11 protein-coding genes are annotated in these 13,785 nt (G+C 48.9%); 5 read left to right on the top strand and 6 right to left on the bottom strand.

The features are described 5' to 3' along the window. Position 1 precedes the first annotated feature (1 nt). Entirely contained in the window at positions 2 to 1,288 is a 1,287-nt protein-coding gene (gene surA, locus IY568_RS04930; RefSeq protein WP_138537665.1) for a peptidylprolyl isomerase SurA, read from the bottom strand. 14 nt (positions 1,289 to 1,302) lie between these two features. Then, on the bottom strand, positions 1,303 to 3,585 hold the full coding sequence (lptD, locus tag IY568_RS04925) for an LPS assembly protein LptD (RefSeq protein ID WP_194866910.1): 2,283 nt from the start codon (positions 3,583 to 3,585) through the stop codon (positions 1,303 to 1,305). 97 nt (positions 3,586 to 3,682) lie between these two features. On the opposite strand from lptD, the gene IY568_RS04920 reads away from it, so the two are divergent. From IY568_RS04920 to djlA, 3 genes are read left to right on the top strand one after another with little or no spacing between them, the layout of a single operon-like run. Further along, positions 3,683 to 4,714 (top strand): aminoglycoside phosphotransferase family protein, encoded by a 1,032-nt coding sequence (locus IY568_RS04920; RefSeq protein ID WP_194866909.1) that lies wholly within the window; start codon positions 3,683 to 3,685, stop codon positions 4,712 to 4,714. Beyond that, positions 4,711 to 5,388, top strand: a complete 678-nt coding sequence (gene murU / locus IY568_RS04915) for an N-acetylmuramate alpha-1-phosphate uridylyltransferase MurU (RefSeq protein WP_138537663.1) — start codon at positions 4,711 to 4,713, stop codon at positions 5,386 to 5,388. The genes IY568_RS04920 and murU overlap by 4 nt, the downstream gene beginning before the upstream one ends. Beyond that, positions 5,378 to 6,256: a co-chaperone DjlA gene (gene djlA / locus IY568_RS04910; protein WP_125559898.1), complete on the top strand. Its 879-nt coding sequence runs from the start codon at positions 5,378 to 5,380 to the stop codon at positions 6,254 to 6,256. Before murU ends, djlA begins: the two co-directional genes overlap by 11 nt. Positions 6,257 to 6,274: 18 nt before the next feature. On the opposite strand, the gene IY568_RS04905 is transcribed toward djlA, so the two are convergent. After that, positions 6,275 to 7,135: a DUF3530 family protein gene (locus IY568_RS04905; protein ID WP_228553132.1), complete on the bottom strand. Its 861-nt coding sequence runs from the start codon at positions 7,133 to 7,135 to the stop codon at positions 6,275 to 6,277. A 122-nt stretch (positions 7,136 to 7,257) separates the two neighbouring features. Between IY568_RS04905 and IY568_RS04900 the strand changes: the two genes are divergently transcribed. Further along, positions 7,258 to 8,211 (top strand): DUF368 domain-containing protein, encoded by a 954-nt coding sequence (locus IY568_RS04900; protein WP_194866942.1) that lies wholly within the window; start codon positions 7,258 to 7,260, stop codon positions 8,209 to 8,211. 222 nt (positions 8,212 to 8,433) lie between these two features. Next, entirely contained in the window at positions 8,434 to 9,891 is a 1,458-nt protein-coding gene (gene nhaD / locus IY568_RS04895) for a sodium:proton antiporter NhaD (protein ID WP_171045031.1), read from the top strand. Here nhaD and IY568_RS04890 read toward each other — a convergent pair. From IY568_RS04890 to IY568_RS04880, 3 genes are all read right to left on the bottom strand, one after another. Then, positions 9,871 to 10,881 (bottom strand): ATP-dependent 6-phosphofructokinase, encoded by a 1,011-nt coding sequence (locus tag IY568_RS04890; RefSeq protein ID WP_194866908.1) that lies wholly within the window; start codon positions 10,879 to 10,881, stop codon positions 9,871 to 9,873. The two genes, nhaD and IY568_RS04890, sit on opposite strands and share 21 nt — an antisense overlap. Positions 10,882 to 10,961: 80 nt before the next feature. Continuing rightward, positions 10,962 to 12,806, bottom strand: coding sequence for a choice-of-anchor I family protein (locus tag IY568_RS04885; protein WP_194866907.1), 1,845 nt, complete (start codon positions 12,804 to 12,806; stop codon positions 10,962 to 10,964). 142 nt (positions 12,807 to 12,948) lie between these two features. After that, positions 12,949 to 13,341, bottom strand: a complete 393-nt coding sequence (locus IY568_RS04880) for an MmcQ/YjbR family DNA-binding protein (RefSeq protein ID WP_049865405.1) — start codon at positions 13,339 to 13,341, stop codon at positions 12,949 to 12,951. Positions 13,342 to 13,785: the final 444 nt, after the last annotated feature.

Below are 13,785 nucleotides of genomic sequence, written 5' to 3'. Positions count from 1 at the left end.
ATTAGTCGATTACTTCTACGTGCGCCTGCTCGCGCATTTCACGCATCCACTTAAAGCTCTCTTCTTTAAACTTACGACGAAACAGAAGTTGGTGGGCACGATTTGCTTTCGCTTGCTCTGTTTTATCAGCAACACGCTTATCAAGCAACTGAACGATGTGCCAGCCAAAAGTGCTTCTGAATGGCTCACTGATCTCATTTTGCTCTAGCGACATTAAAGCATCGCGAAATGCAGGTACGTAAGTAGTCGGATCTGTCCAGTCATATTCACCGCCTTTAAGCGCTGAACCAGGATCTTCTGAATGCTCTTTAGCCAGCTCAGCAAAGTCTGCATCGCCATTACGCAGATCTGTCACAAAGCCTGCTAACATATCTCGTGCCTTTTCTTCGCTAAGGATGATCGACGGCTTTATCAGGATATGGCGAGAGCGCATTTCCACCCGCTCAACGACCTGACGTCCGCGGATGTCTTGTACTTTTAGAATATGGAAGCCAGCACCAGAACGCAGTGGGCCGATAATGTCATCTTTTTTCTTGCCTTTTACCGCTTCTGCAAACAGCGTTGGCATTTCGTTGATGCCCATCCAGCCTAGCTGACCACCATCCAGTGCTTTAGCGCCGCTAGATGAAGCGATGGCGATACGCTTAAATTCTCGGCCTTCATTGAGAAATTCGATGACTTTTTCGGCACGTTCACGGGCATCTTCGATGTCTTCCGGGTTCGCTTTGCTGTCAACTTTGATCAGGATGTGGCCGATATCATATTCCTCTGACTGGCCAGTTTGTTGTGCCAAAATTTGTTGTAAATTGGCGATTTCCTGCGGGCTGATATAGATACGGCGATCTACCGCGGCGCGTTGTACTTGCGAGACCATGATTTCAGTACGAATCTCTTCTCGATATGCCTGAAAGCTCTCGCCTGTGGCTTCGATCGAGTTACGTAGATCGGCAATGCTGCCACCTTGATCTTTGGCCATGCTGGCCAGTGTCTGATCAAGCTGAGCATCGGAGATTTCCATACCCATACGTGCAGCCATTTGCTCCATCAGCACCTGATCAATGAGTTTTTCAATGGCCTGGATACGTAGTACGTTATCTGACGGAAGCTCAGTGTTTTGTTGCTCTGCTTGCTCTTTCACGCGGTTAAGGATCTTGTCCACTTCGCTTTTTAGTACCACACCGTCGTTAACCGTTGCGACTACTTTGTCCAGCTGGACACGCTCAGCCCAAACGGGTTGTGCCAGCGTCATACTTAAAATTGGAACTAATAATAGCTTTTTTAAATTCATAAGAGTCTTTGTTGTTAATTATTTAAAAAGAACGGTCTGCGGTAACCAAAGATACCCGAACGTAGTAACTGGCTAGCATCATATCTTGATTTGCTGCCTAACCCTTTTAACACAAAATTGATACCAAAGCTTGTGTCAAAAATTGCGTCATCACGCGAAATCGTTTGGTTAAGGTCAGTTTGTATTTGACGTTTACCTGTTATGCGCACCGCCCAGCAGCATGATTCGTACTGCAAACCAGCAAATACTTCAACGCTGCGGTTAGCCGTCATATCACGATGATAGCTGGCAACCAGCTGCCAGTTTTCATCTATGGGTAAGCTACTGAACAGACCGATTTGATCAATTTCGTATCCTGAGACATCACTGGCGTAGTGATGGTTCAATTGAACGAGCTTTTTATTGCTGCCTCGATAGTCGAGTGTCATGTGAGACTGGATCAGCTCCTTTTCGTCAGCATCATACTGCAAACCGGCGGAGAAGTACCAACGACGGTGCCAATGCAACATACTTTCAGCTGCAAATAAGGCGTTGTAGTTTTTACTGCCAAACTCCTGGCTGTTTTGTGTCAGTAGGTTGGTTTCCAAAGATTGCTCTGTGGGCTTAGCTGAGTCACTCAGATAGAGGATCTGGCCCATGCTGAAGTTAAAGCGCTCGCTGTTGTTGCTGTCGAACAATCGGGTCGTTGCGCCCAGCGTAAATTGGTTTGCCTGCGCGATAAAGTCGACGCCAGAAAAGCGCTGCTCGCGGAATAAGCCAAAAAAGTCGTCCTGCATTTTTATGGTGTCATACAATGCGATACCGGACTGGTCTTTTCTGGGTGTGTACAAATACTGGATCTGTGGCTCCAGCGTTTGCGTACCTTGTTGCAAAATGAAGTTTGTTGGCCGTTCCAGATTTAACTGGCCATGTAAGCGCAGTTTAGGGAGTGTACGGGAAACTGATTTTTTATATTGAGATTGTGAGAACGCCTCATCTCCGTCCTGTTCATAATAGGTATGCATCAGGCTCAGGTTAGAGGCAAATGACCAGGCATAGGCGTTGTAGTCATAAGACACACTTGGCTCGAAGTGAATTCGGGTTGCGTCTGTGACGGTCAGTTCATCGTTAGTAAAGTGGCTGATTTGGCCTATGAGTCCCCAATTGAACCCTTGATAGTTTTGCGTCACGTGGTTAACTGTGAGCTGGGGCAACACCGCGTATGACTCAGTGTGGTTACCCAAAACTTCGAAGTTTTGTAGCTTCAGGTCAACGGCCCATTCATCACCTAAATAGCTGAGCTGACCGGTACGGTAGAGCTGAGTGTCTGTTTCATTGGCGTATTGGGAGTCTAAATCTGAAATATAGGCGTCATCACTGACATTGGTGATGTCGACGCTGGCGCGCCAGTTTTCATCAAAATAGCTGTTTTGGGTCCAGTTGACCAAATATCGCTCATCAAGTTGCTTGGCAGAATCGTCCTGTTCCAAAAACTCTATGGCCAGTTGGCCTTGATGATGTTTGGTCAGGTAACGAAATTCCGAAATCAGCTGAGTGCCTTTTTTTGACATGTAGCGTGGTGTGATGGTTGCGTCGTAATTCGGGGCCAAATTTAAATAGTACGGTATTGCAACTCCTAAGCCGCGACGACTGGAGCTGCTAATCGTCGGTGTGAGCACACCAGATTTGCGGCGATCATCTATGGGAAATGTAAAATAGGGTACATAGACAATCGGTGTATCTAGTATTTTGAGGATCGTATGATGCGTTTCACCCCAGCCACTGTCACGATTCATGACAATACTGCTGGCCTCGATTGACCAAAAGGGGGTTTCTCCTGGGCACGTGGTAAAGCTGGAATTGAGCAAATCAACCTGATTGGCGGTGGCATGCAGTTTTTCGGCGCTGCCATGGCCATTTTGTTGGGTCAGCCAATAATCTGCACCGAGCAGGCTGAATTCGTATTCCTGGAGATTGGCAAACATACCGGTACTGTTAACCAGGGTGTACTTATCCTGAAAAACGAGTGGGCCGGTGGCATTGAGTAATCCTTGCTGTTTGTCTATCAGGGCAGCCTGAGCTGACAAGCTCATGATATTGGAGCTAATGACGACATTGCCACTGAATTCAGCACTGTCGACGCCCTGTAATTCAACATTGTCAGACTGAATATCGATAGCGCCACTGGGCAAATCAGCGATGGGTTGCCAGTTTTTAGGCTGAAAGTAGTCTTTACACTGAAGGCCATCAATGTTCGAATTAGCAAAAGTCGCTGTACTGATTAGGGGAAGCACGAAGAGGCCCCAAGCTTTGCTCATTTATCAACCTTGTTTGCCGAAATTCATTTTCAAGCCAGACATGATAAATGAAAAGCGTGTTAATTACAGTAGTTAAGAATAGGAAATAGTAAGAAAAATGACCCCAAGCCTGTCACCAGAGGTTGCGCTAAGAGCGCAGGCCCGCGCGGCCTTTTTGCACAATCATTATCATGCCTTACCGGAGCAGGTAACTGCCCTCGACGGAGACGCCAGTTTTCGTCGTTATTTTCGTGTTACCTACCAGGGCAACTCATCTATTTTGCTCGATGTAGCTCCTGAGATGGGTGACGTCACGGCATTTGTTGAGCTGAACACGATTTTTAGCCAAGGCAAAATAAGAGTACCACAAATTATTGCCGCAGATTGTGCGCTTGGGTTTGTGTTGTTAGAAGATCTCGGCTCTGAGCATCTGGCCGACCGGCTTGCTTCAGCGTCTGAGGTGCAGGGGGACTATGAATCCTTGATTGATATGTTGCCTGACATGGCCCGTCTGCCAGCCAGTCCACTTATGAAGCCCTATGATGCGGCCTTCATTGACATGGAATTGGAAATATTTAGTGAGTGGTTACTTAATCGCTGGTTGGGTTTCGAGCCCCAGAAGGCCTGGTGCCAACAATGGACTGCGCTAAAGCAGGCGCTGATCAGGAATATGCTGGCACAAACGCAGGTGACCATGCATCGGGATTTTCACAGCCGTAACCTGATGTGGCACAACCAGCAGTGGGTGGTGATAGATTATCAGGATGCTGTCCAGGGCCCGGTAACGTATGACGTAGTATCTTTGCTTAAAGACTGTTATTACCGATTACCTGAGGCGCAGCTGGCCCATTTGCAACGTTATAGTTTTGAGGTATTGAGCAAAGCCGGCCTGCTGGCACCACACAGTTCTTTTGAGGAATATCAGCAGCAACTGGCGTGGACTGGGTTACAACGTCACCTCAAGGCTGCGGGGATCTTTGCACGTTTATATTTGCGAGATGGCAAGCCAGGTTATTTGCATAACATTCTGCCAACTTTGCAATACATTTATGAGGCCGCAAAGTGTGTTGATACATTTCAATGGCTTGCAACCAGTCTGCAATCCGAGATAATACCCCTGGTACAGGCTAAGCTGGAACAACAAAAATGAAAGCAATGATTTTGGCCGCAGGCCGAGGCAAGCGTATGATGCCGCTGACGGCGACTATGCCAAAGCCCATGCTTGAGGTTGCAGGCAAGCCCTTGCTGGAATACCACATAAAACGGTTGGCAGACGCAGGCATCACCGACATAGTCATTAACCTGGCGTGGCAAGGCGAAAAAATACGTGAATACTTCGCCGATGGCAGTGCATTTGGTGTGTCTATTCAATACAGTGATGAACCTGAAGGGGGGCTGGAAACGGCGGGCGGCATTGTCCGTGCTCTGCCTGCGTTGTGCACTGAAACAGACACCTTCATTGTGATCAACGGCGATATTTTTACCGATTATGCAGTGCATGACTTGTCGCGTTTGCATCTGTTACCTGGTGAGGCCCATCTGGTATTGGTGGAAAACCCACCTCATAATCCGGACGGAGATTTTCCGCTGGCACATCAAAGTACCCATACTCAGGCCTATACGTTTGCGGGTATTGGCTTATATCACAAAGATTTCTTTAACGGAGTGCAGGAACAATTTGTTGCTCTGGGTCCGATGCTCAGGGCGGGTTTGGCGCAGGGGAGCGTCTCAACGGAACTTTATCTGGGGCAATGGCACGATATTGGCACGCCTGAGCGGTTAGTTGAGATCAACAACGCAGTGGAGCACACATATGTGGGGTAAGTTGTTGGGGGCTGGTTTTGGCTTTATGTTTGGCAAGTGGCTGGGGGCTATTCTCGGGTTTTATCTGGGTCATTTGTTCGACAAAAGCCTAAAGCAAGATTTTGATAAAGTGGGCGGATTCCAGGGCTTTTTAAATGGTGACGACCTCAGTGAACGTCAGGCGCTGTTTTTCTCCAGCTGCTTTTCTGTCATGGGCCATATTGCAAAGTCAAATGGCAGAGTCAGCGAGGTGCATATTCGCGCGGCAACGGCCTTTATGGATGAAATGGCGTTAACCGGTGATGATCGGCGTGAAGCACAACATGCGTTCAGAGCGGGCAAGGAAGCTGACTTTTCGGTGAAAGATGCGGTGCGGGAAGTCAGAGAAGCTTTTGCCAGGCGTTACGATTTACTGCAATTGTTTTTGGAAATTCAAATTCAGATGGCGTTTTCGGATGGCCATGTGTCTGAGCAGGAACAGGCATTACTGCGCGAAGTGAGCAAGTACCTGGGGATTTCTCAGACTCAGTATAACTTCTTGCTGCGCCGCTATCAGGCCGAGTTTCGTTTTCGTCAGCAGCGCGCGCAATGGCAGTCTCAGCAATCTCAGCAGCGCCAGAGTGGGGGTCAGCAAAGACAACAGCGAGAGTCTGCACGTGAACCTCAGTCATCAGCCGTATCACGCAGCGAAGCGCTTGCGGTATTGGGTCTCAGTGATGGTGCATCGGACAAGGACATCAAACGCGCGTATCGCAAACTGATGGCACAACACCACCCTGACAAGTTGGTGTCTCAGGGTCTGCCTGCGCACATGATGGAAATTGCTAAGCGAAAAAGCCAGAGTATTCAATCAGCGTATGAATTACTGAAACAAAAACGCAGTAGTTAAGTCAGTCTCCAATTCAGACTAGAGCCGGCGCAAAAAACCGGTTAATTCTTTACGCAGTCGTTGATGTTGCAAGGGCTGGTGCTGCTCCCCGAAAAGCTCTCTTTGGCGATAATCAAGTTTGCTGTTACGTCTGGCCCAGCGGCGGCGATCGTCTATGGTTTCCAGAACCAGGGGGCTGTCGAATGTATAAAAGACATCCAGCAAAGCTGGCGCGACGAGTGATAAGCTGGCTGGCAAGTGGCTGTTTCTCTGTGCATTGGCCAACTGAGCGCTGACAGTGATCAGCGCATCGACCCGGACGCTGGGCAAAGTAGCCAGGTACTCTGCAAACAGGCCTGCACTGTTGCCAAATGCCACAATGGCAATGTGTTCCTGCTGACGCAACGCCAGAGTTTTATAGAGGGCTTCAAAACGGGCAATCAATGCGGCTTTGTAATTATCCAGTGCCAGTTCACTGAGCACCGGGATCGCCGAACTTTTTACTTCATTGGGCTGCGCGTCAATGATGTTCGCTGCAAGGTCACCGTTGCTTGAGAGATCGGGTACCGGCAAGGTATATGTATCGTAGCCGTCGTCCGTTAATGCCTGATGCAAGTAACTTAGGCCATTATTGTAAAGCTGGCTTTGTTCCATCCCGGGCAACAAAATAATAATGCCACGTTTTGGTGCGGCCATATACTCTGAGAATAAAACTGAGATTTCCTGCTCTTCATCCTTAATCGTCAGTAGCTTTTCGCTGCTCAGCCAGTAGCGTAGATCGCTGTCAAATTGTGAGGACCTACTCGGTGGGTTCTGTTGCTCTGCGGCCTGAGTTGGTGTTGCCACGACCAGGCTTATCATCAGGCTGACTGTCAGAAAAAACCGGGAATAATTGAGCATGTTTACGCACCTTACCTTGCTAATGCCCTTGTATCGGCAATTTACCGCAAAGCTTGAGGACATTCTGGTTGTCACTATGTGCAGCGTCACAAAATTTCGGTAAACTCGTGCCGAAAAAATCGATGGAGAGTGCTTTGAGCAATAAAACTGACACCAAACGTGATTTTATCTGGTTGTTTTTCAAAGGGGCAGGTATGGGCGCCGCCGACGTAGTACCGGGTGTGTCCGGTGGCACCATTGCGTTTATTACCGGTATTTATGCCCGTCTGCTTGGGGCAATTAAAAGTGTCAATCTGGACGCCATTAAAACACTCAGAAGCAATGGATTAAAGGCCGCGTGGCAACATATAGACGGCACTTTTTTGGTGGTGTTATTTGCGGGCTTGCTGACCAGCGCCGCTTCTTTGGCGAAACTCATTACTTATTTACTTGAGCACCATCAGTTATTTGTTTGGTCGTTCTTTTTTGGCCTGATCATCGCTTCGTTTATTCATGTCGGTAAGCAAGTCTCTCGCTGGGACCTGCCGACCATCAGTGCGTGCTTGGCAGGTGCAGCGATTGCCTATGTGATCACTTCTCTGGCGCCTGCCGAAGCGGTGCCACAGACCTGGTATTATTTTGCCGCTGGTGCAATCGCAATTTGTGCCATGATTTTACCCGGTATTTCCGGTAGCTTTATCTTGTTATTACTGGGAATGTATGGCCATGTACTCAGTGCGGTCAATGAGATGCAGGTGATGTTGATCGCTTTGTTCTTGGGGGGATGTGTGGTTGGTCTAATGGCATTTTCACGTCTGTTGTCATGGTTACTTAGTCGCTTTGAGCAGGTCACCTTTGCCTTGCTATGTGGTTTTTTGCTTGGTTCACTGAACTTATTGTGGCCCTGGAAGCAAGTGTTAACCACTTACACTAATTCTAAGGGCATAGAGAAGCCGTTAACGCAAGCCAATGTGTTACCGGGAGAGTTTGCTCGTATTTCTGGCCAGGAACCTTACGTACTGGGTTGCGTTTTATTAGCTGTGGCGGGCCTCGCCCTGATCCTGATGATTGAGCGGATCAGTCGTAAAGACGCCTAGTTGGCACTGAACTGTGGTCAACTGATAAAATTTCATCATCTTATCATACGGGTGTGTGACAGTGGTCATACACCCGTTTTTTGTTGGCTGGCGGGGGAGAGCAACTCTAAGTAAGGCGGTGGGCTTAGACTTGTGTCGAATGCAGATGGAGCGAAAAGTGTGCTATCAAGTAGCCGCGCTCAAGTTAACCACGTTTTAACCCTGTTTCGGACCTGATAACACATGAAAAACTCGCTTTACGTTTTGCTCGCCTTAATTTTTCTGCTCTGGCACCCGACAGCGATATCAGCTGCGGCCAACCACGTTGCAACGCCCATCGACCTCACCTCGGCCGCCCTTGGCTGGATCTGCATTGCTATCTTTGTACTGGCTTATATTCTGGTCATGCTAGAAGAGAAGCTTCATATGCGTAAATCCAAACCTGTGCTGGTGGCCGCCGGACTGATCTGGATGCTGATCGGCGGCTACTATGTATTGCATGATATACCTGAGCTGACTGAGCATGCTTTTCGGCATAATTTACTTGAGTTTTCAGAACTGATGTTATTTTTGCTGGTGGCGATGACCTATATCAATGCCATGGAAGAGCGGCGCTTATTTGATGCCTTACGGGTATGGATGGTACGTCGTGGGTTTAACTTCAGAACTTTGTTTTGGCTTAGCGGCTTTCTGGCGTTCGTCATCTCGCCGATAGCGGATAACCTGACGACGGCTTTGTTAATGTGTGCGGTCGCCATGAAAGTAGGTCAGGGTGACAAAGAATTTATTAACCTCAGTTGCATTAATATTGTTGTGGCGGCGAACGCGGGTGGCGCATTCAGCCCGTTCGGTGATATTACCACGCTGATGGTGTGGCAGGCCGGTATCGTGCATTTCGCTGAGTTTTTCTCTCTGTTTTTCCCGGCGCTGGCAAATTACCTGGTGCCCGCTTTGATCATGAGCTTGTTCGTAAAGAATAAGAAGCCAGCAGCCAGTGATGAGCACATTGAACTTAAGCGTGGTGCGCGGCGCATCATGGTGTTGTTTTTAGTGACTATTGCTACAGCGGTCTCGTGCCATAGCTTATTACACCTGCCACCAGTTCTGGGTATGATGATGGGGCTAGGGTATTTGCAGTTTTTTGGCTATTTTTTACGGACCACTTTACCCAATTCATTGGACAGAAAGCGCGCTGAGGCAGAGCAGGCCGGCGACCAGGAACGTCTGAAGGCGCTGGGCAATGTGGTGCCTTTTGATGTCTTTGCGAAAGTGTCACGCGCCGAGTGGGATACCTTGCTGTTTTTCTACGGCATTGTGATGTGCGTCGGGGGGCTGGGTTTTCTGGGATATCTGAGCCTGATGTCGGAAGTGTTGTATGGAGACTGGTCTGCGACGGCTGCCAATGTGTTCTTAGGTGTGGTTTCGGCCGTAGTCGACAATATTCCGGTGATGTTTGCCGTATTGTCAATGCAGCCTGAGATGTCCCATGGCCAGTGGTTATTGATCACGCTGACCGCCGGGGTGGGGGGCAGTCTGCTTTCCATTGGCTCGGCGGCGGGCGTGGCATTAATGGGACAAGCCAGAGGCTATTATACCTTCTTTGGTCACCTCAAATGGACGCCTGTGATAGCTTTGGGCTACGCCGCCAGTATCCTGGTGCACTTGTGGTTAAACGCCGAGTTATTTACGGTGTTTGACTAAGTACTCGGTGAGTACATCATGTTGTGCCTTAATCCAGCGTGCGTCGACCGGCTTGGCGGCGCTGATCGCATGTGACAGGGGCACATCGTGTAGTGCTGTGCCTTGTTTGCCTATCATAATCCCAGTTCGGCTATCCATTACGGCATTGACGGCTTCCAGTCCCAGCTCTGTGGCCAGTAGGCGGTCTTCTGGTGCCGGGCTGCCACCGCGCTGGATATGACCAAGTACACAGACTGCGCTTTCGATACCAGCCTGCTCAGCCAATTGTGTTTTGAGGGCCTGAGGTCCGCCAGGCCAGAGGTTTTCAGCCAATACAATTACAAAGCTGTCGTGGTTGTATTGCTGTTGCACCTGGATCTGGTTTATCAGCCGATCCAGTTGTTGTCTGGTGTCGGCAGAATCACAATTTTCGAATGACAAGATAGCCTCTGCGCCGGTCGCCAGTCCGACATGAAAGGCAATATGGCCGCTGTGTCTGCCCATGACTTCGACAATAAAGACACGCTCAAAGGCGTTTGCGGTGTCGCGGATCTTATCTATAGCATGGGTGGCGGTCGTGACCGCGGTGGCAAAACCTATGGTGTTGTCGGTGCCGGCCAGGTCATTGTCTATGGTCCCGGGCAAGCCGATAACCTGACCTTCCCAGTGGGCCTTAATCGCTTCAAGTCCCCTAAATGAGCCATCACCTCCAATTACGATCAAAGCGTCAATCTGGTGCTTTCTGAGTGTATTGACGGCTTGCTTTGGACCTTGTGGCTCGCACATTGCGCGGCAGCGGGCACTTTTTAAAATAGTGCCGCCAAATTGCAGCACATTGGCTACATCATGATGTGTCAGGGTTTGCCACTCGTCGTTTAACAGGCCGTTGTAGCCATGGAAAAAACCGATGCAGTCATACTGGTTGTGCTGAGCGCTATGCACGATTGCACGGATAGCGGCATTCATCCCGGGCGCATCGCCCCCGCTGGTGAGTATTGCAATTTTGGTCATTCAGTTCCCTGTACTGTGGCTGAGCTATACACCTTGATTAATGTACAGCACAGAGCAGCCACAGTACAAGACAGGGCGCTTTACTTCTGAGTCAGTGACCAGACGGCAATGCTACCTGAGATTTCATTGCCGACAATCAGCAATGGGGTGTTGGTCGGGCTGTGCTCGGCACTTACAAAGGTCATCCCTTCCGGTGCCAGGTCACCCGAAATGTCAGCCCCTTCTTCCAGACCTCGGTTAATGAGGTAAGTGGTAAAGGTGACGTTGAACGGGTTGGTGACATCATAGATCAAAATACTGCCCATGCGCTCCAGTCCGACAAATGCATAGGTACGTTCACCTATCTGGCCTAATGTTAGCGCTTCTGGTTCAGCCCCTTTGGCGTCTGAGCGCGTATCGCCTTCGTTGGTGTCTTCATCGTTATTAAACTGTTCACCATGTAGCGCGGTGGTGATACGTACGATCTCGTCTCCAGAGTCGAATACTCGAGCACCACGTTGATCCCAGATAGAGAATGAGCGAGCACCATAAGTGTAGAGTTTTTCGTACTGGCCATCGTTGTCCTGATCGCCCATCACGGTCGACACTTTCAGGCGACCCAGGTCGTCGTTGTCATTGTTGATGTAAGCAAAGTTATCCGCCAATGTCAGGTCTTTGGCTCGGATCTCATCGGTATATGCCAGACAACCATCGTCCTCATCGAAGTCTAGTCCGCCATTAGCGGTACACTCGGCTTCATCGGCAGCTGGGAAGAAGTACTCCCGTCCATCTCCTTCGTTAGCTGTGACGATGAAGTTCGCGCCTTGCCATTGATAGCTAGCGATGGTGTCTGGTTGGTACATGCCATACAAGCCCGGATAGCTACGCAGATTGATGCCGCCATCTTTGTCGGATGCATCCAAAGTCCATTTACCCCAGTCTTTGTAACCCAAGCCTTTTATTGTTAGTGAGTTATCACTTAAGTCTACAATGGCCAGTGCATTATTCTCTTGTAACGAGACATAGGCATAGCGATTATCTTTACTGACAGTAACGTACTCGGGTTCAAGATCCATCGCAACACTGGTATTGATTGCCTGCCCTTTGATGGTGCGCCCGGTTGGGTTGGCAAAGACGACGCCCTGGGCTTGTAACTCGGCTTGTTGGTCATTGAAGGCTTCAAACCCTAACAGGACAGCCTGTTCGGCAATCTGACCGTTATTGACTTCTATAATGGCAATGCTGCCTTGTGGGTCAACGCTATAATCGCCTGCTGGCTCGCCTTCATTGGCAACCAAAATTTTGCTGCCATCCTGATTAAATGTCACCATATCAGGCAGGTAACCTACCTCGACTGACTTCAGCAGTTGAGGTGTTTGTGCGGCAATATCGTAGACCAGCACAAATCCGGTTTCACCGGTTTCGCGTGCCATGGCAACGGCGAGTAGGTCACCATGGATCGCCAGGCTGTTTGCATCAGCGGCAACCACATCACTGACAGCAATCGTCTCTGTCACGGTGAGGTTGGTGTTAGTGATTACACCCTGATTGTCTTTGTTGAGCTTGTCGGCATCAAGCTGTGCGGCTGAAATTACGGCGATTTGCGGCCTGTCTCCAGAGCTGTCCAGTGCAAAGATACGCTGACTGGTTGCGTGATAAGCGACGATTTCGGCAGCGCCTTCCGGGCTTGCTACGTTTAAAACGGCACGGCCTACCAATTGTGCTGACAGATCACCCGTCATGCGAGCGCCGGTCTCGCCTTGTGGCCCTTGTGCACCGGTTTCACCTTGTGCGCCAGCGTCTCCTTTATCGCCTTTTTCACCTGCCGTGCCCGCCTGGCCCGTCTCACCTTGCAGGCCTTGCTCACCTGTTTGTCCGTTGTCGCCATCCAGGCTGCAGCCACTGAGTAAGCCCAGTAGCGTTAAAGAGATCAGTGTTTTTTTCATTGTCTTTATTCTAAGTTGAGAAAATCACTGTCATTAAAACAGGGATAATTGACATCAGAATGACAAAGGAGGGGTTTTGATAAAAGGAGAAATAAAATGGCCCTCGCACTTGGTGCGAGGGAAGCCAATGATGACGGTCACTCTAAGATTGAGTGAGGCGATCAAGCTCTGCGCGTTGCGCGCTGGGTAAGTTATCAACAACAATCTGATACGAATCATCAATCATGCGTTTGATTTCTTCTTCCGGGATGCTGCCATCAAGTACGATGGTGTTCCATAATCGTTTATTCATGTGGTAGCCAGGCACTATTGCAGCGTACTTGTCGCGTAACAAAAGTGCTTCATCTGGATCACATTTTAGGTTAAGCCACCAAACTGGCTCACCATTTTCACCCAATTGACCCTCTTTCCCTTCATATAAGGTGGCAAACATCTTGTGCTGCACCTTGTAAACGTCCACGTCCTGTGCAAACGGTTTTGTGATAAAGGTCCCAGGCTTAGCCTGTAAATACTCATGTACGAATTTCTGATCCATCGCCCGTGTCCTTGAAATAACAAATTAAATTAAAACAACATGGGGCTGATTTTAGCAGCTTTTGTGAGATTTCTGTAATTGGGAATAAGTAAAAATTATCAGTCAGTTAAGACCAAATAAGAATATAACTGAATAACCTTATCTAAGCTGCGCAACAATATAAGTATATTTCACCCTACTGAGAAAAATACGTATTAAAACGCACAGAGGTTAACCAGTCCATTTATCTTTACAGTTCCAATTTCAAATCTGCTCAAGGGGAGCCTCCCCCGCTCTTTGACTGCTAACCACACCATGACCAAATGACAAATGCCCACTTCATTAAACATTCACGCGCTTCAGGGGAGACAGGAACCTCTCCGGATGCAGTGAAAGTGCAATCAAATTGGCACGCATAAGCTTTCAATCCCGTTCGGCTTAACCTAAGTGTAGGAAAATCAAACA

This window comes from Pseudoalteromonas sp. PPB1, assembly GCF_015356275.1.
In the GTDB taxonomy this organism is placed as follows: domain Bacteria; phylum Pseudomonadota; class Gammaproteobacteria; order Enterobacterales; family Alteromonadaceae; genus Pseudoalteromonas; species Pseudoalteromonas rubra_D.
This window is presented reverse-complemented; position numbering and strand designations above follow the sequence as displayed.